The sequence below is a fragment of the Williamsia sp. SKLECPSW1 genome, from assembly GCF_054332755.1.
The window spans coordinates 123,764-146,455 of record NZ_JBTGLI010000001.1 but is presented as its reverse complement, the minus strand read 5'-3'; the positions used below and the strand labels follow the sequence as shown (position 1 = coordinate 146,455).

Here is a 22,692-nt window from a genome sequence, read left to right as displayed (position 1 = left end):
GGTCACTCGCCGCGGTAGACCGGTGGACGCTTCTCGAACACCGCGGTGATGCCCTCGGTCAGGTCGTGCGACGGCAGGAACGCCGAGTTCCACGCGGCGACGTAACGCAGGCCGTCGGCGACGGGACCGCGACGGGGGTGGTCGAGGACGTTCTTGACGCCCTCCACCACGCGGGGCGGGTTCGCGGCGATCTCCGCCGCGGTGGCCCGGGCGGTCGCCAACGCTGCCTCGGCATCGTCGAGGACGTCGTTGACGAGACCGATCCGCAGGGCGCGGTGCGCGTCGATGTCCTTGCCGGTGTAGGCGAGTTCCCGCACTGCTCCCTCGCCGATGATCGCCGGTAGACGCTGCAGCGACCCGATGTCGGCGACGATCCCGACCTTCGCCTCGCGCACACTGAACTGCGCGTCGGCGCTGGCGTAGCGGATGTCGGCCGCGGCGATCAGGTCGACACCGCCACCGATGCACCACCCCTGGATCGCCGCGACCACCGGAACTCGACTGTCGGCGACCGCGGTCACCGACGCCTGCATCGACTCGATGAGGGTGTGGAAGCGGCTGCGGGGGCCGGCGAGAGCCTGGTCGGCGAGCAGCGGGGCGAACTCGCCACCCATCTCCGCCAGGTCGAGCCCGAACGAGAAGTGCTTGCCCGACCCGGCCAGCACCACGGCGCGGACGTCGTCGTCGGCGTTCAGCTCCGCGAACACCTGCGGCAGTTCGGCCCAGAAGTCGCGGCCCATCGCGTTGCCCTTTGCCGGGCCGATCAACGTCACCTCCGCGACGTGATCGCTGATGTCGACGGTGAAGGCGCGCCAGTCGGTCATCCCCGCAGCCTAAGGCATCGCCAGCGGCCCACCTTCGGGCCGTCGCGACCGCGTCACCCCCCGGCGGCGATGATCGCGGCCATGTTGCGCTCGGCGAGCGCGGTGATCGTCAACGACGGGTTCGACGCCGCCGAGGAGCCGGGCAACATGGCGCCGTCGGCGACGTAGAGATTGCGATAGCCCTTGACGCGGCCGTGGGTGTCGGTGCCCGCGCCGAGAGCCGCGCCGCCACACATGTGCGCCCAGAACAGATCCGGCTCGTAGAACACCCCGTCCACCGGCAGCTCCGATCGTTCGGCGAGTCGGTGGCCGATCCGCAGCGAGTTCGCCTCCACGGCACCGTTCCCGCCGGCCGGCCAGTGCAGCACCACGTTCTTCGACGACCGGTCGTAGCGGAACGCACCGCGCGTCGGGTCGATCGAGGTGATGCCGGTCTTGAACGCCGAGACGTTCGCCGCGGCGGCCAGATCGTCGAGCGGGCCCAGTGTGTAGGTGTTGTTGACGACGACGCGTGCGAACGGCCCGTCGGTGTCGTAGAAGCAGGACGCCCCGACGGCCGACTGCGGCCCCTTGCGTGCGTTGCCGACGGCGACGTCGATGTTGGCGTTGCCGTTGTTGCCCCAGCCGGTGCCGATGAGGGGACTGAGCTCGGGCAGTGTGCCCGTCTCGCGGGCGGCGACGAGCAGCCTGTTGGTGCCCAACGACCCTGCGGCGAGGACGAGCCGGTCCGTGGTGAGGACGCGCTCGGCGAGGACATCGCCGTACGGGCTCAGGTACTCGGCCTCGACGACGTACCGCCCCGACTTCTCGACGTGGATTCCGGTCACCTGGTGGCGGGGATGGATAGTGGCCCTACCGGTCGCCTCGGCGCGTGGCAGGTAGCTGAACTGCAGGGAGTGCAGGGATCCGTTCGAGTTCGTCGCCGACGACACGATCGCCTCCGGCCGCGCACGACCGGCGATCTCGTTCCGCACGACGTCCCAGTTCCAGTTGCCCGGGACGCGGTGCGGCGAGTACCCGGCCGCGCGTGCAGTCCGCTCGAAGTCCCGGACGTTGTCGAAGTGACGGTCGGCCATCACATCTCGCGGCGTCACGGTCGCGCCGAGCCCGGCGAGTGCCTTCGGGTACCAGATGCGGTGCATCTCGTCGTAGTCGACGACGCCGCGGAAGGCCTCGTCGAACGGCGTGCGTTCGGGTTGGACGGTGATGGCGATGTACACCGTCGACCCGCCCCCGACGGCGGCGGCGCACATGAGGGCGGCGTTGTGGTGCCAGCTGATCTCGAACAGCCCGCCGAAATCGTCGATGCCGGCCATCGCGGCGGCGGCGAACCCGTGTCCGGGCACCGCGAGGGTCGAGTCGAGCGACCGGTCCGCCAGCGACCGTTGGGCGTGCCAGTACTGACGGCCGTCGGAGCCGAAGATCTCCCGCCACGGGTCGTGCGGCCAGCGCGATCCGCGCTCGAGCACGGTGGTCTGCATGCCGGCCTCGGCGAGCCGCAGGGCGCTGACGGCGCCGCCGAACCCCGAGCCGATGACGAGCGCCTCGGAATGCTGACGCGGCGGTGGGACGGGCCGGAAGATCTCCGGGACGAGCCGCTCGTAGCGCCCGCGCGCGGCGGGTGCGGCGGCGGCGGTTCCCGCGGTGGCGGCTGCGAGCGCCGACGGCACCGCGGCACCGGCAGCGGTGGCAGCGGACAACTTCATGAACGTGCGGCGATCCATGCCGTGATTCCCCCCCAGGCAGACGAACCGGTCCCGCGTCGCGGGACCCGCACCGATCGCCCTCCCCAGACCGACCGGCACACCGCGCCCTCCCCGGACGCGGCGTGCAGAAGTGTACGACACCGCGGTCGATACCGATCGTCGTGCGGTACGGCGTCGTCGGGGATGCAGGGGCATCGCCCGGTCACCCGGCGACGACCCGCACCGGACAGGGTCGGCGACGTCGACGGCGTCAGTCGACGGCGTCAGTCGACGCGGCGGACGGCGCCCCGGTCGGCGGAGGTCGCGAGCTTCGCGTACGCCCGCAGTGCAGTGGTGACCTTTCGTTCACGGTGTTCGCGCGGCTGCCACGGCCGTTCGGATGCCTCCATCTTCGCGCGGCGCTCGGCGAGCACCTCGTCGTCGACGAGGATCTCCAGACGTCGGGTCCGCACGTCGACCAGGATGGGGTCGCCGTCCTCGACGAGCGCGATGTCGCCGCCGGCCGCGGCCTCGGGCGACACGTGTCCGATCGACAACCCCGACGAGCCGCCGGAGAAACGCCCGTCGGTCACGAGCGCGCACTTCTTGCCCATGCCCGTGCCCTTCATGAAGGCGGTGGGGTGCAACATCTCCTGCATCCCCGGGCCGCCCGACGGGCCCTCGTAGCGCACGACGAGCACCTCGCCGGCCTGGATGGTCTTGCTCAGGATGACCTGCACGGCCTCCTCCTGGCTCTCCACCACCCGCGCGGGACCCTCGAAGTGCCACAGGTCCTCGTCGATGCCGGCGGTCTTGAGGACCGCGCCGTCGGCGGCCAGATTGCCGGTGAGGACGCACAATCCGCCCTCGGCGGTGTAGGCGTGCGCCAGGTCGCGGATGCAGCCGCCCGCGGCGTCGGTGTCGAGGGAGCTCCACCGGTTGGCGGTGGAGAACGGCGTCGTGGTCCGCACGCCGCCCGGTGCCGCGTGGAAGAGCTCGAGCGCGGTCTCGGTGGCCGTCCCACCGCGGATGTCCCAGTCGTCGAGAAACGCTCCGAGAGTGGGGGAGTGGACCGTGGTCGCCGTGTCGTCGATGAGTCCGGCTCGTCGGAGTTCACCCAGGATGGCGGGGATCCCGCCGGCGCGGTGCACGTCCTCCATGTGGTAGTCGGAGTTCGGCGCGACCTTCGCCAGACACGGCACGCGGCGGCTGATGTCGTCGATGACCGACAGGTCGAAGTCGTCGACCTCGCCCTCCTGCGCGGCGGCGAGGATGTGCAGCACGGTGTTCGTCGACCCGCCCATCGCGACGTCGAGGGCCATCGCGTTGCGGAAGGCGGTCGCGGTGGCCACGTTCCGTGGGAGGACGCTGTCGTCGTCGTCGCGGTACCAGCGTGTCGCGGCGTCGACGACGACGGTTCCCGCGCGGGAGAACAACGCTCGACGTGCCTCGTGGGTGGCCAGTGTCGAGCCGTTGCCCGGCAGTGCCAGTCCCAGGGCCTCGGTGAGGCAGTTCATCGAGTTCGCGGTGAACATGCCCGAGCACGATCCGCAGGTCGGGCACGCGGACCGCTCGACCTCGGACAGGGCGTCGTCGTCGACCGCGTCGTTCGCGGACGCGGAGATCGTCGTGATGAGGTCCGACGACGGGTGCACCACACCGCCGACGGCGACCGACTTGCCGGCCTCCATCGGACCGCCCGAGACGAAGACGGTCGGGATGTTCAGGCGCATCGCGGCATTGAGCATCCCGGGGGTGATCTTGTCGCAGTTCGAGATGCACACCAGGGCGTCGGCGGTGTGGGCGTTCACCATGTATTCGACGCTGTCGCTGATGATCTCGCGGCTCGGCAGCGAGTAGAGCATGCCGTCGTGGCCCATCGCGATGCCGTCGTCGACGGCGATCGTGTGGAACTCGCGGGGGACGCCGCCGGCGGCGCGGACGGCGTCGGCGACGATCTCACCGACGTCCTTGAGGTGCACGTGGCCCGGCACGAACTGCGTGTACGAGTTCGCGATCGCCACGATCGGCTTCCCGAAGTCGTCGTCGGTCATGCCCGTGGCGCGCCACAGCGAGCGGGCGCCGGAGGCGTTGCGTCCGTGAGTGGTGGTGCGGGATCTCAACGGCGGCATGGTCTACCTCGATCGGATGGTGGGTACGAGGGCCGATCGCGACGTGAGACGACGGCCCGAGGCCGGGGCCAGCGTACGCCGCCCGCGCGGGGCGTCGTCACCGGTCACGGCGCGACCGAGGGCGAGACGAGGGAGCTCAGTCGCCCCGGGGCTCCTCGGCGGCGGGGTCGTCGGCGGAGTCCTCGGCCTCGGCCACCGTCTCCGCCCGCGCGGCGTAGGGGTCGGGGATGCGTCCTCCGCTGACCGCGGACAGTCGCGGCAGATCGCGGAACGAGACGGCAGGCAACCGGACCCGGCTGGAGTCGGCCAGTTCGGCGCGGACGGAGCCCCACCGGGGGAAGGACAGACCGGTGAGATCGGCCCACGCGAACTCGCGGGTCCGCAGCGTGCCGACGGCGCGGACACCGTCGGCGGTGGCCACCGTCCGGATGTGGCGCATCCACCAGGCGGCGACGAACGGCACCACCAGGGTCCAGCCGAGATACACCAGCGATGTCCCGGCGAGGATCAGCGCGGTCACCATCATCATCAGTGGGCCGAAGTAGGCGGTGCCCGCGATGCGGAACACCACCGGTCCGTTCGTGACCTGCGCCGGAGGCGTCTCGACGGTGCCGGGGTCTGTCTCGGGTTCGGGAGCGGACACGTCTCGATTGTGGCATCCGGGGGGTATCGTCCCATCATCTGGGACAGCATGACCAGCAAGTTGACTCGCGCGCGGGCGCAGACCTACCTTTGCTCTCGTGATCCTTCGTGACATTCTCGTACTCGGCCGGCGCGTCATCGCCTGACCGGGTTTCGACGAGACCTCACGAAGCAGACGCGCCACCCTCGAACAGCCACCGGCTGTCGGGGGTTTTTTGTTGCCCGACACCTCGTTCTCGACTCCTTGACCAGCAGAGGAAAGTGCAGTGAGCGCACCAGCAACTCGGCCTGCGGACTCATCCGCCGACCGGCCGTCGGCGAAGCCCTCCCCGTCGGCCCGCCCCCGCACGATCGGCGCCGCGACGGTGGCGCCCGAGCGCGTCAGCGGAGCGCAGGCCGTGGTCCGCAGCCTCGAGGAGCTCGGTGTCGACGTCGTGTTCGGGCTTCCCGGCGGCGCCGTCCTGCCCGTGTACGACCCGCTGCTCGACTCGCAGAAGGTCCGGCACGTCCTGGTCCGGCATGAGCAGGGAGCCGGCCACGCCGCCACCGGATACGCGCAGATCACCGGTCGCGCAGGTGTCTGCATGGCCACCTCCGGTCCGGGTGCGACGAACCTCATCACCCCTCTGGCCGACGCCCAGATGGACTCGGTCCCCGTCGTCGCGATCACCGGGCAGGTCGGCCGGGCCCTCATCGGCACGGACGCCTTCCAGGAGGCCGACATCACCGGCATCACCATGCCGATCACGAAGCACAACTTCCTGGTGACCTCGGGTGCCGAGATCGCGCAGGTGATGGCCGAGGCCTTCCACATCGCCGAGAGCGGCCGTCCCGGGGTCGTCCTCGTCGACATCCCGAAGGACATCCTGCAGGCCCAGACGACGTTCTCGTGGCCGCCGCAGATCGACCTCCCGGGCTATCGGCCGGTCACCAAGCCGCACGGGAAGCAGGTCCGCGAGGCGGCACGGCTCATCGCCGCGGCCGAGCAGCCCGTCCTCTACGTCGGTGGCGGTGTCATCAAGGCCGAGGCCTCGGAGGAACTGCTCGCGCTCGCCGAGCTCACCGGGATCCCCGTCGTCACCACGCTGATGGCGCGAGGAGCGTTCCCGGACAGCCACACCCAGCACCTGGGCATGCCCGGCATGCACGGCACCGTCGCGGCGGTCGCCGCCCTGCAGCGCAGCGATCTGCTCATCACCCTCGGCGCCCGTTTCGACGACCGCGTCACCGGTCAGCTGTCGTCGTTCGCCCCGGACGCCAAGGTGATCCACGCCGACATCGACCCCGCCGAGATCGGCAAGAACCGGCACGCCGACGTGCCGATCGTCGGCGACTGCCGCGCGGTCATCACCGAACTCATCGAGGCGATCCGCGACGAGCAGGCGACGAGCAACCGCACCGCCGATCTCACCGAGTGGTGGTCCTACCTCGACGGGATCCGTCGCACCTACCCGCTGAGCTACAACCGGCCGTCCGACGGTTCGATGTCACCGGAGTTCGTCATCTCCTCGGTCGGCAAGGCCGCCGGGCCCGACGCCGTCTACTGCGCCGGTGTCGGACAGCACCAGATGTGGGCCGCACAGTTCATCTCCTACGAGAAGCCGCGCACCTGGCTCAACTCCGGTGGTCTCGGGACCATGGGGTACGCCGTGCCGGCGGCGATGGGGGCCAAGATGGCCGCGCCGGACACCGAGGTCTGGGCCATCGACGGTGACGGCTGCTTCCAGATGACCAACCAGGAGTTGGCGACCTGCGCGATCGAGGGCATCCCGATCAAGGTGGCCCTGATCAACAACGGCAACCTCGGCATGGTCCGTCAGTGGCAGACGCTGTTCTACGACGAGCGGTACTCCAGCACCGACCTCGCGACGCACTCGCGGCGCATCCCCGACTTCGTGAAGTTGGCGGAGGCGTTGGGGTGTGCGGCGTTCCGTTGCGAGAACGAGGCCGACGTCGACGACATCATCGCGCAGGCCCGCGCGATCAACGACCGCCCCGTCGTCATCGACTTCATCGTCGGCGCCGACGCCCAGGTGTGGCCGATGGTCGCCGCGGGCACGGGCAACGACGAGATCATGGCGGCCAAGGGGATCCGCCCGCTGTTCGACGACGACGAGGCCGCCTCGGACCCCGTCGACATCCACGCGGCGATGATCCCCGGCGCCGACGGCAAGACCGAACCGGAAGGCGACCGATGACCACCCACACCCTCAGCGTCTTGGTCGAGGATCGTCCGGGCGTCCTGGCGCGCGTGTCGTCGCTGTTCTCCCGTCGAGGTTTCAACATCGAGTCCCTAGCCGTCGGTCCCACCGAGATCAAGGGTGTCTCGCGGATGACGATCCTCGTCTCCGTGCAGGACTTCCCGCTCGAGCAGGTGACCAAGCAGCTCAACAAGCTGATCAACGTCATCAAGATCGTCGAGCAGGACCCCGAGTCCTCGGTGTCGCGGGAGCTGATGATGATCAAGGTGCGCGCCGACGCGTCGTCGCGCTCCGAGGTGACCGGGATCGTGGACCTGTTCCGCGCGAAGGTCATCGACGTGTCCACCGAGTCGGTCACCATCGAGGCGACCGGGACGTCGGACAAGCTCGAGGCTCTGCTGCGGATGCTCGATCCGTACGGCATCCGCGAGATCGCACAGTCCGGCGCGGTCGCGCTCGGGCGTGGACCCAAGAGCATCTCGGCCACCCGCTGAGACGCACATCGTTTCGAAGAACCGAAGGGAAGTATCAGTGGCAGTCGAGATGTTCTACGACGACGACGCCGATCTGTCGATCATCCAGGGCCGCAAGGTCGCTGTGATCGGTTACGGCAGCCAGGGGCACGCACACTCGTTGAGCCTGCGCGACTCCGGCGTCGACGTCGCCGTGGGTCTGCGTGAGGGAAGTGCATCGCGGGACAAGGCGTCCGAGCAGGGCCTGAAGGTCATGTCGGCGGCGGAGGCCGCGAAGTGGGCCGACGTGGTGATGCTGCTGGCGCCGGACACGTCGCAGGCGCAGATCTTCGCCGACGAGATCGCCCCGAACCTCACCGACGGCAACGCGCTGTTCTTCGGCCACGGACTGAACATCCACTTCGGTCTGATCAAGCCCGACGCGCAGATCACCGTCGGCATGGTCGCCCCCAAGGGGCCCGGGCACCTCGTCCGCCGTCAGTTCGTCGACGGCAAGGGCGTGCCCTGCCTGATCGCGGTCGAGCAGGACCCCAAGGGTGAGGGCGAGGCGCTCGCACTGAGCTACGCCGCCGCCATCGGTGGCGCCCGCGCCGGCGTCATCAAGACCACCTTCAAGGAGGAGACCGAGACCGATCTGTTCGGTGAGCAGGCCGTGCTCTGCGGTGGCACCGAGGAACTGGTCAAGACCGGGTTCGAGGTCATGGTCGAGGCCGGCTACGCGCCCGAGATGGCGTACTTCGAGGTGCTGCACGAGCTGAAGCTCATCGTCGACCTCATGTACGAGGGCGGCATCGCGCGGATGAACTACTCGGTCTCCGACACCGCCGAGTTCGGTGGGTACCTGTCGGGGCCGCGGGTCATCGACGACGGCACCAAGGACCGGATGCGCGGGATCCTCAAGGACATCCAGGACGGCACGTTCGTCAAGCGCCTGGTCGCCAACGTCGAGGGCGGCAACACCGAGCTCGAGTCGCTGCGCGCCAAGAACGCCGAGCACCCCATCGAGGTGACCGGCAAGAAGCTGCGCGACCTGATGAGCTGGGTCGACCGGCCCATCACCGAGACCGCCTGACCCACAGGGACTCTGCTCTACCCACGAGAGCCCCCACCGTTCACCGGTGGGGGCTCTCGCCGTCGTCGGCCTGACTGTTCGTGTCGTCGAGTGGCGGGGTTCGCTCGGTCGGGGACGGATTCGCACGTCGTCGGCCTGTTCGCATGTCGCGGGGGCCGTGCGAATGCACCGGAGGCGTGCGAACGGTGGGCGAGGGTGCGAGCGGCGGGGTTTCGCCCGCCCGCGTCGGGTTCGCCCGGGCAATTGGGCGGACGAGTCCGATGTGGGGTGGCGGGAGTCCGAGATCGCGGGCGAATCCCCCAGTCCGGGGGGTTTCGCTCGGTCGGGGACGATTCGCGCGTCGTCGGCCTGTTCGCGCGGCACGGGGGCCGTGCGAATGCACCGGGGGCGTGCGAACGGTGGGCGAGGGTGCGAACGGCGGGGTTTCGCCCGCCCGCGTCGGGTTCGCCCGGGTAATTCGGCGGGCGAGTCCGACGTGGGGTGGCGAGAGGAAGAAACGGCGGGCGAATCCCCGTGTCGGTGCTGGGTTTCGCGCAGCGGGGAACGGTTCGACGTGTGGTGGTCCGCCCCCAGACGACGAGAGCCCCGCCGGATCCCGGCGGGGCTCTCGTCGAGCGACAGATCAGATGGGGCGGAAGTTGTTCACCCCGGCACGGCTCATGGCCGCGAGGATCGGGCCGATGTTCGAGCCGGTCTCGGGACCGATGCACGCCGTGAAGTAGTAGGCGTTGACCATGCCGATGAGGCGATCGCCGATGACCACGGGGCTGCCGGAGTCACCCTCGGCGACGCAGACCGCGCTGAAGTGGGAGACGTTGTCGGAGAAGAACGTCACACCGCACGTCGACCCGGTGGTGCGGCCCGTCTTGCACAGGATCGACGGGAACTGCGGCGGGGTGGTCTGGATGGACCGGATGGTCACGTTGCCGACGGTGCGCAGCGGGATGACCTTCGCGCGGTCGAACTGGATGACGTCGAAGTCGAGGTCGTTGTTGGAGACGATGATGCGGCCGGCGGGACCGCGGTTGCCGAACCGCTCGGAGTAGACCGTCTGGCCGACGGCACCGCAATGGCCTGCGGTCAGGCCCACGAGCCGCCCCGCACCGTCGTTGCCGATGGTCGTCAGGGTGCAGGCGTCACCGCTGTCGCCGCTCTTCAGGATGATGATCCCGGAGCCACCACCCAGCGGGATGTTCGGCGCCGCGGACGCGGCCCCGGTACCCACGATCGACAGCAGCGCAGCCGCCACGACGGCGAGCAGGACTGCCATTTTCTTCACCATGGGTGCTCCACTTCCTCATTCCCCGGCCCAGCACGAAGGATCCGTCGTACACGGATTCAGGGGCAATGTATCCGTAACCGGCGTCACACCGCCACTTCGTGACCGGTCCGGTACCCAGTCGCTGCCGGATGCTCGCGTGTCGGCGTCGAATCCGTCACCTCTAAGCTGAGCCGGGAGGTCCGTCCCGGGCCCCGACAGCACCGACATCCACAGGAGAACCCCGCGTGAGCACTTCCGGTCGACCAGTCGTCCTGATCGCCGACAAACTCGCACCGTCGACCGTCGAGGCGCTCGGCGACGACGTCGAGGTGCGGTGGGTGGACGGGCCCGACCGCCCGGCGCTCCTCGCCGCGGTCGCCGACGCCGACGCGATCCTCGTCCGATCTGCGACGACCGTGGACGCCGAGGTCCTCGCCGCGGCGCCGAAGCTCAAGATCGTCGCGCGCGCCGGTGTCGGCCTGGACAACGTCGACGTCCCCGCGGCGACCGAGCGCGGCGTCATGGTGGTCAACGCCCCGACGTCGAACATCCACACCGCCGCCGAGCACGCCATCTCGCTGATGCTCTCCGCGGCCCGCCAGATCCCGGCGGCCGACGCGACGCTGCGCAACCACGAGTGGAAGCGGTCGAGCTTCAACGGCGTCGAGATCTTCGGCAAGACGATCGGCGTGGTGGGTCTCGGCCGGATCGGCCAACTGGTGGCGGCCCGTCTCGCGGCGTTCGAGACGCAGATCATCGCCTACGACCCGTACGTCTCGCCGGCACGCGCCGCACAGCTCGGCATCGAGCTGGTGACCCTCGACGAACTCCTCGAGCGCGCCGACCTGTTCACCGTGCACCTTCCGAAGACCCCCGAGACGCTCGGGATGATCGGCGCCGAGCAGCTCGCCCGGACGAAGAAGGGGGTCATCGTCGTCAACGCCGCCCGCGGCGGGCTGATCGACGAGGCCGCACTCGCCGACGCCATCAAGTCGGGTCAGGTCCGGGGCGCCGGTCTGGACGTGTTCGCGACCGAGCCCTGCACCGACAGCCCGCTGTTCGAGCTGCCGGAGGTCGTCGTGACCCCGCACCTGGGTGCGTCGACGTCGGAGGCGCAGGACCGCGCCGGCACCGACGTCGCCAAGAGCGTCCGCCTCGCGCTGGCCGGACACTTCGTCCCCGACGCGGTCAACATCACCGGCGGCCCGGTCGACGAGGAGGTCGGCGGCTGGCTGGAGCTCGTCCGCAAGCTGGGCGTGCTCGTCGGGGCCGTTTCCGGGCAGATCCCCACGTCGATCACCGTCGAGGCCCGCGGCGAACTGGCCGTACGCAACGTCGACGTCCTCGGACTGTCGGCGCTGCGCGGTCTGTTCTCGGCCGTCCTGGAGGACCCGGTGACGTTCGTCAACGCGCCGACGGTCGCCCAGGAGCGTGGCGTGACCAGCGAGGTCGTGACCGCCACCGAGAGCCCGAACCATCGCAGCCTCGTCGACGTGAAGGCCGTGTTCGGCGACGGGTCGACGGTCAACGTCGCGGGCACCCTCAGCGGACCGGCCGAGGTGGAGAAGGTCGTGACCATCAACGGTCGCAACTTCGACCTGCGCGCCGAGGGCCGCAACCTCGTCGTCAGCTACGGCGACAAGCCGGGCACCCTGGGCAAGATCGGCACGCTGCTCGGCAACGCGGGCATCGACATCGCGGCCGCAGGCCTGTCGCAGGACGCGGAGGGTGGCGGTGCGACCGTGCTGCTGCGCGTGGACCGGGAGATCCCCGCCGCCGTCGTCGACGCCATCGCCGAGGCGGTGTCGGCGACCCTCATCCGTCAGGTGGACCTGACGTGAGGCTCGCGGTCATCGCCGGGGACGGCATCGGACCGGAGGTGATCGGGGAGGCGGTGCAGGTCCTCGACGCCGTCGTCGACGGGGTCGAGACCACCGACTACGACCTCGGCGCGCGTCGCTACCACCGCACGGGCGAACTCCTCACCGACGCCGACCTCGCCTCCATCCGCGAGCACGACGCGATCCTGCTGGGCGCGATCGGTGACCCGTCGGTGCCGTCGGGCGTGCTGGAGCGTGGCCTGCTGCTCACGATGCGCTTCGCGCTCGATCATCACGTGAACCTTCGTCCGAGCGTCCGGTTCCCGAACGTCCCGGTGCCGCTGGCCGGTGACCCGTCGATCGACTTCGTCGTGGTCCGTGAGGGCACCGAGGGGCCGTACACGGGCAACGGCGGGGCCATCCGCACCAGGACCCCGCATGAGGTGGCCACCGAGGTCAGCCTCAACACCCGGTTCGGGGTGGAACGCGTGGTGCGGTACGCCTTCGACCGCGCACAGGTGCGACGCAAGAAGCTGACGCTGGTGCACAAGACGAACGTCCTCGCCTACGCGGGCTCGCTGTGGCAGCGCACCGTCGACGAGGTGGCTCGCGAATACCCCGACGTGACAACGGATTACTGTCACGTCGATGCCGCGACCATCCACATGGTCACCGACCCCGGACGGTTCGACGTGATCGTCACCGACAACCTGTTCGGCGACATCATCACCGACATCGCGGCCGCGGTCAGCGGCGGTATCGGGCTGGCGGCATCGGGCAACATCGACGCCACGGGGGCCAACCCCTCGATGTTCGAGCCGGTCCACGGATCCGCGCCGGACATCGCCGGACAGGGCAAGGCCGACCCCACCGCGGCGATCCTGTCGGTGGCGTTGCTCCTCCGCCACATCGGTGAGACCGATGCCGCGCAGCGGGTGGAGGCGGCGGTCGCCGCCGATCTCGCCGAGCGCTCCGGCCCGGTGAGCACCTCCGAGACCGGCGCCCGCATCCGTTCACGGTTGTAGCCGACGTCCGCCGACCCGAGGGGCCGGCGACGGTGTGGGCGACGTGCGAGAAGGGGCGTGGTCGGTGTGCGAGACGGTGAGCCGAGCGCGACCGCATTCGGTGCGGCGCGGCATCGGGCGCTGCACCAGGATCTCGAGGGCGGATCGGTGTTCCGCGACCCGCTGGCGTGGCCGATCCTCGGCATCGAGCGGACGGCGGCTCTGGCGGCGGTCGGGGACGATCCCGACCGCGGGCTGCGGGTCTTCATCGCCGCACGCCATCGCTGCGCCGAGGACCGGGCCCGCGCCGCTGTCGCCGACGGTTGCGACCAGGTGATCGTGCTGGGGGCTGGGCTCGACACCTTCGCATACCGTCTGGACACCGGCGAGGTGACGGTCTTCGAGGTCGATCACCCCGCCACCGGTGCATGGAAGCGCGAACGCCTGCGCGACGCCGGGATCCCGGCGGGACCCCACGTGCGCTGTGTCCCCGTCGACTTCGAGCGCGATGACCTGCTCGACGCATTGCAGGCCGAGGGGCTGGACCCGACCCGCCGGGTGGTGGTCATGTGGCTCGGGGTCGTGCCGTACCTCAGTCGAGACGCCGTCGCGGCCACGCTGGGTGCGCTCGGGACGATGCCGTGCGAGGTCGTCGCGGATTACCGTGCGCCGCTGGCGGCGACCGCGGACCCGGCCGAGCGGCGGCGGTCGTCGTCGCTGCAGGAACGCACGACGGCGGTCGGTGAACCGCTGTCCGCCCCTGTGGCACCGGCGCAGATGAGCGAGATGCTCGCCGCTGCAGGTTTCGTCACCGTCGACGACCTCTCCCGACCCGACATCCGCTCACGGCTGCTCGGGGTCCCGCCCGCCGGTGACGCCGGTGGCGGGCACATCGTCATCGCCGCGACCGTCTGATCGGGCGGCGACGGAGCCGTCCGGGTCGGAGGGCACCAGCGGCAGCGCGATCACCGGCGCGACCGCCATCGCCAGGAAGGCGGCCGGGAACCCGAACGCGCCGATGACGGCACCGAGCGCCGGCGTGGTCGCCGCGGTGGCGAGGAACTGACCGGTGTTCTGCACCGCGAGTGCGCGTCCGCTCCACCGTGGTCCCGCGTATTCGGCGATGCCGGTGAACGCGAGGCCGTTGTCGGCCACCGTGACGACGGTGGCGACCACCATGAGAACGACGGCCACCGGGCTCCCCAGCCAGTCGGTGAGCGCGAGTGCGGCAGACATGATCACCGCGGCGACGGCGATCACCCGGATCGGCCGCATCCGTGACCCCCAGACGTCCGACCACCGGCCCGCCGCGATCCTGCCTGCCGCGCCGAGGAACTGGGCGCCGGTCACGACGACCCCCGCCGACGCGGGGGACCAGTGGTGACCGACGATGAGCCATGCCGTGGAGAACGTCCACAACGTGGACTGCGGGATGACCAGCAACACGCTGACGGCGTGGACGCGGGGAAGGAATCGGGATGTGCGGTAGGGGTTCTCGCCCTCGGCGACGGAGCCGGGTGTCGTCGCCGTCCGGGGCGGGTCGACGACACACACCGCCACCGCCACCAGCGCGACGACGGCGGCCACCAGCGGCACGACGAGCCCCGCGGTGATCCCGTGGCCCGCGCTGAGGACGGGGATCGTCATGGCGCACAACCCGATCCCGAGCGGCTGTGCGGTCTGGCGGACGCCCATCGCCGTGCCGCGCGACCGCGGTGGGAACCACCCGACCACGATGCGCCCACTCGCGCCGTTCGTCGCGGCCGACACCACACCGCCTGCCACGAGTGTCGCCCCCAGTGCGACGTAGCCGAGGTCTGCCGCCGCCGCCGCGAGCGCAGCGGCCGTGGCGACGACGGTGAGCACCAGGGACAACACCAGGATCCTGCGTTCGCCGAACCGGTCGAGGGCGGCGCCCCACGGGATGATCGAGACCATCAGACCGACGGTCGGCGCGCTCGCGAGCGTCGACGCGGCGGCGATCGAGAGCCCTTCGTCGGTGTGCAGCGTGGGGATGAGGAAGCCGGCACCCGAGACGGCGCACGTGGTCGCCATCGCCGCGAGGACCGACGCCGCCAGCATCGCCCAGCGACGGACCGCCCCGACCGCCACCGGGACCGTCTGCTCCGTCGTCGTCATCGCCACCCCTCTCGCGTCCCACAAATTGGGAGTAGTGTCCCGAATGGTAATACCGACGGTGGTGTACCCGCGAGCCCGCTTCCCGCACGGTGGGATAGGGTCGGAACCATGCGACTAGGTCGAATCGCGAGTCCGGACGGCGTCGCCTTCGTGGCGATCGAGGGCGACGGAGACGACGCCCGCGCACGGGAGATCGCTGAGCATCCCTTCGGCACACCCACCTTCACCGGTCGGTCGTGGCCGCTGTCCGACGTCCGCCTGCTCGCGCCGATCCTGGCGAGCAAGGTGGTCTGCATCGGGAAGAACTACGCGGCGCACGCGGCGGAGATGGGTGGTGAGGCTCCGGCGGACCCAGTGATCTTCATCAAGCCGAACACCTCCATCATCGGGCCCCGGGTGCCGATCGTGCGGCCGCCGAGTTCGACCCGGGTCGACTACGAGGGGGAGCTCGCGGCGGTCATCGGCCGGCCCTGCAAGGACGTCTCCGCGGCACAGGCACGGTCGGCCGTCCTCGGCTACACCGTCGCCAACGACGTGACGGCGCGCGACCTGCAGCAGGCCGACGGTCAGTGGACGCGCGGCAAGGGCTTCGACTCGTTCTGCCCGCTCGGGCCGTGGATCGAGACCGAGATCGACCCGTCGGACCTCGAGATCCGCACCGAACTCGACGGCGCCGTCGTCCAACGCAGCCGGACCTCGCTGATGATCCACGACATCGGGGCGATCGTGGAGTGGATCTCGTCGATCATGACCCTGCTCCCGGGCGACGTCCTGCTGACGGGGACGCCCGAGGGCGTCGGACCGATGACGGCGGGGCAGGAGGTCTCGGTGGTCGTCGAGGGCGTCGGCACGCTGACCAACCCCGTCGTCGACCGGAGCTGAGATGCCGCCGACCCCGCCGAGAACCGCGTCCGTCAACGGGATCTCGATCTCCTACGAGGACGCCGGACAGGGCCCGCTCGTCGTGATGGTGATGGGCACCGGCAGCCCGGGTCGTGTGTGGAAGGCCCACCAGCAGCCCGCGCTCGTGCGCGCCGGCTACCGCGTGGTCACATTCGACAACCGGGGCATCGCGCCCTCCAGCGAGTGCCCGGAGGGCTTCGGCATCGCGGACATGGCCGCCGACACCGCCGCCCTGATCGAGCACCTCGACGCGGGACCCGCTGCGGTGGTGGGCACCTCACTGGGCGCGCGGATCACGCAGGAGTTGACCCTGACCCGCCCGGACGTCGTCCGGTGCGCGGCGCTGATCGCGACGTACGGCCGCAACGGCCCGATGCAGGAGGCGATCTCGCGGGGTGAGCGCGAGATCATCGACAAGGGCATCGTCCTGCCCGACGCGTACCGCGCCGCGATCACCGCACACCTCAACCTGTCGCCGCACACCCTCGTCGACGACGCCTCGGCGCGAGATTGGCTCGACATCATCGAGTTCTCCGGCGAGGCGCGCACCCCCGGGGTCCGCGCGCAGCTACAGCTGCACGACAACGAGGCCGACCGGTTGGCGGCGTATCGCTCGATCACGCGGCCCACGCTGGTGATCGGATTCGCCGACGACCGGACACTTCCCCCGCACCTCGCGCGCGAGGTCGCCGAGGCGATCCCGACCGCGGAGTACCGCGAGGTGGAACGAGCAGGCCACTACGGATACCTCGAGCAGCCGGACGAGGTGAACCGGCTCCTCATCGACTTCCTGGGACGGGCGATAGCCTGACGGGCATGTCCGCACCGTCCCGCGTCCGCGTCCGCTTCTGTCCCTCTCCGACCGGCACCCCGCATGTCGGACTCGTCCGGACGGCGCTGTTCAACTACGCCCACGCGCGACACACGGGCGGTGACTTCGTCTTCCGTATCGAGGACACCGACGCCGCGCGCGACTCCCAGGAGTCCTACGACGCCCTGCTCGACGCGCTGCGCTGGATGGGTCTGGACTGGGACGAGGGCCCCGAGGTCGGCGGGCCCTACGCGCCGTACCGGCAGTCGGAGCGTGCGGGTCTGCACCGCGAGGTCGTCGCCGAACTGCTCGCCGCCGGCGAGGCGTACGAGGCGTTCTCCACCGCCGAGGAGGTCGAGGCACGGCACCGGGCGGCCGGTCGGGACCCGAAACTCGGCTACGACAACTTCGACCGCGACCTCACCGAGGCCGATCGCGAGCGGTTCCGGTCGGAGGGACGCACCTCGGTGGTCCGACTGCGCATGCCCGATCGGGACATCACCTTCGACGACCTCGTGCGGGGTCCGCAGACCGCGCGCGCCGGCACCGTCCCGGATTTCGCGGTGACCCGCGGCGACGGGCGTCCGCTCTACACCCTCGTGAACCCGGTCGACGACGCGGCGATGAAGATCACCCACGTGCTGCGGGGCGAGGACCTGCTGTCGTCGACGCCGCGTCAGATCGCGCTGTACGAGGCGCTCATCCGGATCGGTCGTGCCGACGCGGTCCCGCAGTTCGGGCATCTGCCGTTCGTGATGGGCGAGGGCAACAAGAAGCTGTCCAAGCGCGACCCGCAGTCGAGTCTGTTCCATCATCGCGACCGCGGTTTCATCCCCGAGGGGCTCCTGAACTACCTGGCGCTGCTGGGCTGGGGCATCGCCGACGACCATGACGTGTTCAGCCTCGACGAGATGATCGCCGCGTTCGACATCCGGACGGTCAACGCCAACCCCGCCCGATTCGACGAGAAGAAGGCCGAGGCGATCAACGCCGAGCACATCCGGCGTCTGGAGCCGGCCGACTTCGCCCGGCGGTTGCGTGCCCACCTCGACACCGCGGGCCTCCTGCCCGCGACGGTCGACGAGACCGCGTTCGCCACCGTCGCCGACCTGGTGCAGACGCGCATCCAGGTGCTCGGTGACGCCTGGGGGCTCATCGCGTTCCTCTACACCGCCGACGCCGACCTCACGATCGACGAGACCGCTGCGCGCAAGAACCTCGGGCCGGACGCCGGCCCGGTCCTCGACGCCGCGACCAGCGCGCTGGAGTCGGTCACCGACTGGACGACCGACTCGATCGAGGCGGCGTTGAAGGAGGCCGTCGTGGACGGCCTCGACCTGAAGCCACGCAAGGCGTTCGGTCCGATCCGTGTCGCGGTGACCGGTTCGCACATCAGCCCGCCGCTCTTCGAGTCGCTCGAGCTGCTGGGTCGACAGAGCGCGATCACCCGCCTCGTCGCAGCCCGCCGCGATCACTGTCAGAACCCGGCCTGAGCAGGCGATTTGTGGTCTGGGTGTAGGCCCTTGCTATCCTGCTTCACGGCGCTTTTCCCGGTCGCTCGTCGGCCGGGGGAAGCATCCATTGGGGTATGGTGTAATTGGCAACACAGCGGTTTCTGGTACCGCCATTCTAGGTTCGAGTCCTGGTACCCCAGCGTCGCGCAGGCGCGGAGCACCGATTTCGGTTTCCGTTCCCGCACCAGTAATCTGGCGTCGCCGCACCGGGCTCACCCGGCCACGGCGAAGTGACACGAAGTTCCTGGCCCCGTCGTCTAGCGGCCTAGGACGCCGCCCTCTCAAGGCGGTAGCGCGGGTTCGAATCCCGTCGGGGCTACAACGCACGAGCCCCCCGACCACGTCGGGGGGCTCGAGTCGTCTGGTGGGCTGGTCTCAGCCGGCGCGTCGGGACCGTACCGGCCGCGACGCCAGCAGGTAGGGCTCGATCTCGGCCCGGAAGCGTGCGGCCTCGTCACCGTCGAGGTCGATCGCGTACTCGGCTCCGTCGAACCCATAGTGGATGGTCTCGGCATGTGTGTCGCCCGCGCGTGCCTCGCGCGCCCCGGCGACCTCGTCGATGTGTGCCACGGTCGTGAACCCCCTCGGATCAGTGATGCTTCGAGACGGTACCCAGGGCCGGGCGTGCGTGCAGTACGACGTTCGCACCACATGCACGGGTTGTCGGTCGATCACAGGAACGCCGCGGTGCTCCCCGCGATCGGCATCTCCGGCAGGCCCAGCTTGGCGTGATCCCAACTGCGAACGCGGTCGGGGACGACCCGAACGGCGACCCGCTTGTGCATCATCTGGTCGACGAACGGGCGGACCTCGTCGGTGTACTCGCCGTTGTAGCGTTCCCACACGCTGATGCCCACCCGGAGCAGGGAGTCGGGGTCGTCGACGATCTCCGCCGTCCCCTCGACGGCGACGCCGCGCAGGCGGTCGTAGGTGACACCGTCCTCCACCATCACCGACACCGCGGGGTCGCGGCGGATGTTCACCGCCTTCTGCGACTTCGCCTTGGTCTCGAACCAGATCTCACCGTCGAGCAGGGCGTACCACATCGCGACGAGATGGACCGCGCCGCCGGGCCCGCGGGTGGCGAGCGTGGCGGTTCGGCTGCGTCGCAGGAACTCCTCGATCTCGGTGCCGTCCATCACGATCTGTGCGCGCTGCTTGGTTCCCACTCGGGTGCCTCCTCGGGTCGCTTCGTCGCTGAAACTACGCCCCGGTCACCCGTGGACGAGCCGGGCGTGGATCGCGTCGGCGGCGGCCACCAGGTCGGCCGCCCATCGTGCGCCGGGCCGACGGCCCATCCGGTCGATGGGGCCGGACACCGAGATCGCGGCGACGACGTCGCCGCCGGCGTCGCGGACCGGTGCCGAGACGCTCGCGACGCCGGGTTCGCGTTCGCCGGCGCTCTGGGCCCAGCCGCGGCGGCGGATGTCGACCAGCGATCTGTCGGTGAGCGTGCTGTCCGGCAACAGGGTCCGCTGGGTGGCCGGATCCGACCATGCGAGAAGCACTTTCGCGCCGGACCCGGCCGTCATGGGCAGGCGCGCACCGACCGGCACGGTGTCACGCAACCCGGTGGGCGGCTCCATCGCGGCGACGCAGACACGTTGCGCCCCTTCGCGCCGATACAGCTGTACGGATTCGCCGGTGATCTCCCGCAGGCGCGGGAGCACCATCAGGGCGGCGTCGCGGACGGCGTCCCCGGCGCCGGCGGCGAGTTCGGCGAGCGCCGGTCCGGGGCACCAGCGCCCGGAGGCGTCGCGGATGAGGAGCCGGTGGGTCTCGAGACCCATCGCGAGACGGTGGGCGGTCGCGCGGGGGAGGCCCGTGTACGCACACAGCTCACCGAGGTTCCGCGGCCGATCGGCGATGGCCCGTAGGACGGCGACCGACTTGTCGAGGACGCCGACGCCGCTCACCACCATCTCGGGAGCGGTCTCGGCGGCGCTCGGCGGTGCGCTAGGATGTCCCATAGGCCGATACTAGCCTCCCGAATAGTGAAATGCCGAGACGATCGAGCACATCCGGATGTGGAGTGTGGACATGAGCACTGCTGAGACGACTGCGCCGCGGACGCTGGCCGAGAAGGTCTGGGACGAGCACGTCGTGCGTGCCGGCGAGGCGGATGCGAGCGGACAACGCGACCCCGACCTCATCTACATCGACCTCCATCTCGTCCACGAGGTGACGAGTCCCCAGGCGTTCGAGGGTCTGCGACTGGCCGGCAGGCCTGTGCGTCGCCCCGACCTGACGATCGCGACCGAGGACCACAACGTCCCGACCGTCGACATCGACAAGCCCATCGCCGACCCCGTCTCGCGGACGCAGGTGGAGACGCTGCGACGCAACTGCGAGGAGTTCGGGATCCGGCTGCACCCCATGGGGGACGCAGAGCAGGGGATCGTGCACATCATCGGTCCGCAGCTCGGACTCACCCAGCCGGGGATGACGATCGTGTGCGGCGACAGCCACACCTCCACCCACGGTGCGTTCGGTGCGATCGCCATGGGGATCGGCACGTCGGAGGTCGAGCACGTCCTCGCCACGCAGACATTGTCGTTGCGGCCGTTCAAGACCATGGCCATCACCGTCGACGGTGAACTGCCGGACGGCGTGACGAGCAAGGACCTGATCCTCGCGATCATCGCGAAGATCGGCACCGGTGGCGGACAGGGCCACGTGCTGGAATACCGCGGCAGTGCGATCGAGAAGCTGTCGATGGAGGCGCGGATGACCATCTGCAACATGTCCATCGAGGCCGGAGCCCGCGCGGGGATGATCGCCCCGGACCAGACGACCTACGACTACCTGGCCGGCCGTCCGCACGCCCCCTCGGGTGCGGACTGGGACGCCGCGGTGGCGCACTGGGATTCACTCCGGACCGATCCCGGTGCGCGGTTCGACACCGAGGTGCACATCGACGCGGCGGCGTTGACGCCGTTCGTCACCTGGGGAACCAACCCGGGTCAGGGGGCCCCGCTGGGGGACACCGTCCCGGACCCCGCGGAGATCGTCGACGAGACGCAGGCGCAGGCGGCCGAGAAGGCGTTGGCGTACATGGATCTGGCCCCGGGCACCCCGCTGCGCGACGTCGCGGTGGACGCGGTGTTCCTGGGGTCGTGCACCAACGGGCGGATCGAGGACCTGCGGGCCGCTGCCGGGGTCCTCGAGGGGCGGCGGGTCGCCGACGGTGTCCGGATGTTGGTGGTACCGGGGTCGATGCGCGTCAAGAAGCAGGCCGAGGACGAAGGGCTCGACGCCGTGTTCCGTTCCGCCGGCGCGGAGTGGCGCCAGGCGGGGTGCTCGATGTGCCTGGGTATGAACCCCGATCAGTTGGCGCCGGGCGAGCGCTGCGCGTCGACGTCGAACCGCAACTTCGAGGGACGGCAGGGCAAGGGCGGTCGTACGCACCTGGTGTCACCGGCGGTGGCCGCCGCGACCGCGGTGCGCGGACGTCTCGCGGCCCCCGCCGATCTCGCCGACTGACCCCTACCGCCCCCACAGCACCGAAAGGCACCGGAATGGAACCCGTCATCACCCACACCGGGATCGGCGTCCCCTTGCGCCGCAGCAACGTCGACACCGACCAGATCATCCCCGCGGTGTATCTCAAGCGCGTCACACGGACGGGGTTCGAGGACGGGTTGTTCGCGGCCTGGCGCTCGGATCCCGACTTCATCCTCAACAACGAGCCGTGGTCCCGGGGCTCGGTCCTGGTGGCCGGTCCGGACTTCGGCACCGGCTCCTCCCGGGAGCACGCGGTGTGGGCGCTGTCGGACTTCGGGTTCCGCGTGGTGATCTCCGCCCGCTTCGGTGACATCTTCCGCGGCAACGCCGGCAAGGCGGGTCTCGTGGCCGCGCAGGTGGAGCAGTCCGACGTCGAGCTGATCTGGAAGCGGCTCGAGGAGACCCCGGGGACGGAAATCACGGTCAGTCTTGAGGATCGGACGGTGACCGTCGGTGACCTGGTGGTGCGCTTTGCGATTGACGACTACACGCGGTGGCGTCTGATGGAGGGTCTCGACGACATCGGGCTCACGTTGCGGCAGGTAGAGGCGATTTCCGAGTTCGAGCAGACTCGCCCGCACTGGAAGCCGGCAACTCTGTAGGACCCGGCCCGACAACCCGTGTGAGGCCCGCATTCTAGGCTCGGGGCCGCACAAATCTCGCGCCACGCACACATTTTCGTGCGCGGTTCATGGAACTTTGCCATC

20 protein-coding genes and 2 tRNA genes are annotated in these 22,692 nt (G+C 70.1%); 13 read left to right on the top strand and 9 right to left on the bottom strand.

Annotated elements, in window-relative coordinates:
- Positions 1–2: 2 nt before the first annotated feature.
- The 4 genes from ACXVUM_RS00700 to ACXVUM_RS00685 form a co-directional block, all read right to left on the bottom strand.
- Positions 3–824, bottom strand: coding sequence for a crotonase/enoyl-CoA hydratase family protein (locus ACXVUM_RS00700; protein ID WP_458519969.1), 822 nt, complete (start codon positions 822–824; stop codon positions 3–5).
- A gap of 53 nt (positions 825–877) precedes the next feature.
- Positions 878–2,548 carry a GMC oxidoreductase gene (locus ACXVUM_RS00695; protein ID WP_458519968.1) on the bottom strand — a complete coding sequence of 557 codons (1,671 nt, stop codon included), beginning with the start codon at positions 2,546–2,548 and terminating at the stop codon, positions 878–880.
- A gap of 245 nt (positions 2,549–2,793) precedes the next feature.
- Positions 2,794–4,641, bottom strand: a complete 1,848-nt coding sequence (ilvD, locus tag ACXVUM_RS00690) for a dihydroxy-acid dehydratase (RefSeq protein ID WP_458519967.1) — start codon at positions 4,639–4,641, stop codon at positions 2,794–2,796.
- A 136-nt stretch (positions 4,642–4,777) separates the two neighbouring features.
- A complete protein-coding gene (locus ACXVUM_RS00685; protein ID WP_458519966.1) occupies positions 4,778–5,284 on the bottom strand; it encodes a PH domain-containing protein in 507 nt (168 codons plus the stop codon).
- Positions 5,285–5,549: 265 nt separating this feature from the next.
- On the opposite strand from ACXVUM_RS00685, the gene ACXVUM_RS00680 reads away from it, so the two are divergent.
- From ACXVUM_RS00680 to ilvC, 3 genes are read left to right on the top strand one after another with little or no spacing between them, the layout of a single operon-like run.
- A complete protein-coding gene (locus ACXVUM_RS00680; RefSeq protein WP_458519965.1) occupies positions 5,550–7,481 on the top strand; it encodes an acetolactate synthase large subunit in 1,932 nt (643 codons plus the stop codon).
- Positions 7,478–7,978, top strand: coding sequence for an acetolactate synthase small subunit (gene ilvN, locus ACXVUM_RS00675; protein ID WP_458519964.1), 501 nt, complete (start codon positions 7,478–7,480; stop codon positions 7,976–7,978). Before ACXVUM_RS00680 ends, ilvN begins: the two co-directional genes overlap by 4 nt.
- 49 nt (positions 7,979–8,027) lie before the next feature.
- On the top strand, positions 8,028–9,029 hold the full coding sequence (gene ilvC, locus ACXVUM_RS00670) for a ketol-acid reductoisomerase (protein WP_458522744.1): 1,002 nt from the start codon (positions 8,028–8,030) through the stop codon (positions 9,027–9,029).
- Between the two features lie 622 nt (positions 9,030–9,651).
- Here the strand turns inward: ilvC and ACXVUM_RS00665 are convergent.
- A complete protein-coding gene (locus tag ACXVUM_RS00665) occupies positions 9,652–10,311 on the bottom strand; it encodes a serine protease (protein WP_458519963.1) in 660 nt (219 codons plus the stop codon).
- 224 nt (positions 10,312–10,535) lie between these two features.
- Here ACXVUM_RS00665 and serA point away from each other — a divergent pair, with 224 nt between their 5' ends.
- The 3 genes from serA to ACXVUM_RS00650 are packed head-to-tail and all read left to right on the top strand — an operon-like array spanning position 10,536 to position 14,029.
- Positions 10,536–12,131: a phosphoglycerate dehydrogenase gene (gene serA / locus ACXVUM_RS00660; RefSeq protein ID WP_458519962.1), complete on the top strand. Its 1,596-nt coding sequence runs from the start codon at positions 10,536–10,538 to the stop codon at positions 12,129–12,131.
- Entirely contained in the window at positions 12,128–13,135 is a 1,008-nt protein-coding gene (locus ACXVUM_RS00655) for a 3-isopropylmalate dehydrogenase (protein WP_458519961.1), read from the top strand. Before serA ends, ACXVUM_RS00655 begins: the two co-directional genes overlap by 4 nt.
- Before the next feature lie 57 nt (positions 13,136–13,192).
- The gene (locus tag ACXVUM_RS00650; RefSeq protein WP_458519960.1) at positions 13,193–14,029 is read left to right on the top strand and encodes a class I SAM-dependent methyltransferase; all 837 of its coding nucleotides are present in this window, start codon (positions 13,193–13,195) and stop codon (positions 14,027–14,029) included.
- Here ACXVUM_RS00650 and ACXVUM_RS00645 read toward each other — a convergent pair.
- Positions 13,958–15,253, bottom strand: coding sequence for an MFS transporter (locus ACXVUM_RS00645; RefSeq protein ID WP_458519959.1), 1,296 nt, complete (start codon positions 15,251–15,253; stop codon positions 13,958–13,960). The two genes, ACXVUM_RS00650 and ACXVUM_RS00645, sit on opposite strands and share 72 nt — an antisense overlap.
- 108 nt (positions 15,254–15,361) lie before the next feature.
- Between ACXVUM_RS00645 and ACXVUM_RS00640 the strand changes: the two genes are divergently transcribed.
- The 5 genes from ACXVUM_RS00640 (at position 15,362) to ACXVUM_RS00620 (ending at position 18,800) form a co-directional block, all read left to right on the top strand.
- A complete protein-coding gene (locus tag ACXVUM_RS00640; protein ID WP_458519958.1) occupies positions 15,362–16,135 on the top strand; it encodes a fumarylacetoacetate hydrolase family protein in 774 nt (257 codons plus the stop codon).
- A 1-nt stretch (position 16,136) separates the two neighbouring features.
- Positions 16,137–16,967, top strand: a complete 831-nt coding sequence (locus ACXVUM_RS00635) for an alpha/beta fold hydrolase (RefSeq protein ID WP_458519957.1) — start codon at positions 16,137–16,139, stop codon at positions 16,965–16,967.
- Between the two features lie 5 nt (positions 16,968–16,972).
- Positions 16,973–18,460, top strand: a complete 1,488-nt coding sequence (gltX, locus tag ACXVUM_RS00630) for a glutamate--tRNA ligase (RefSeq protein ID WP_458519956.1) — start codon at positions 16,973–16,975, stop codon at positions 18,458–18,460.
- Positions 18,461–18,549: 89 nt separating this feature from the next.
- A tRNA-Gln gene (locus tag ACXVUM_RS00625) sits at positions 18,550–18,621 on the top strand.
- A gap of 106 nt (positions 18,622–18,727) precedes the next feature.
- A tRNA-Glu gene (locus tag ACXVUM_RS00620) sits at positions 18,728–18,800 on the top strand.
- Between the two features lie 56 nt (positions 18,801–18,856).
- Here ACXVUM_RS00620 and ACXVUM_RS00615 read toward each other — a convergent pair.
- From ACXVUM_RS00615 to ACXVUM_RS00605, 3 genes are all read right to left on the bottom strand, one after another.
- Entirely contained in the window at positions 18,857–19,051 is a 195-nt protein-coding gene (locus ACXVUM_RS00615; protein ID WP_458519955.1) for an Lsr2 dimerization domain-containing protein, read from the bottom strand.
- Between the two features lie 101 nt (positions 19,052–19,152).
- Positions 19,153–19,650 carry a pyridoxamine 5'-phosphate oxidase family protein gene (locus ACXVUM_RS00610; protein ID WP_458519954.1) on the bottom strand — a complete coding sequence of 166 codons (498 nt, stop codon included), beginning with the start codon at positions 19,648–19,650 and terminating at the stop codon, positions 19,153–19,155.
- A gap of 45 nt (positions 19,651–19,695) precedes the next feature.
- On the bottom strand, positions 19,696–20,451 hold the full coding sequence (locus ACXVUM_RS00605) for an IclR family transcriptional regulator (RefSeq protein ID WP_458519953.1): 756 nt from the start codon (positions 20,449–20,451) through the stop codon (positions 19,696–19,698).
- A 70-nt stretch (positions 20,452–20,521) separates the two neighbouring features.
- Between ACXVUM_RS00605 and leuC the strand changes: the two genes are divergently transcribed.
- The gene (leuC, locus tag ACXVUM_RS00600) at positions 20,522–21,964 is read left to right on the top strand and encodes a 3-isopropylmalate dehydratase large subunit (RefSeq protein WP_458519952.1); all 1,443 of its coding nucleotides are present in this window, start codon (positions 20,522–20,524) and stop codon (positions 21,962–21,964) included.
- Between the two features lie 35 nt (positions 21,965–21,999).
- Entirely contained in the window at positions 22,000–22,587 is a 588-nt protein-coding gene (gene leuD / locus ACXVUM_RS00595; RefSeq protein WP_458519951.1) for a 3-isopropylmalate dehydratase small subunit, read from the top strand.
- Positions 22,588–22,692 lie beyond the last annotated feature (105 nt).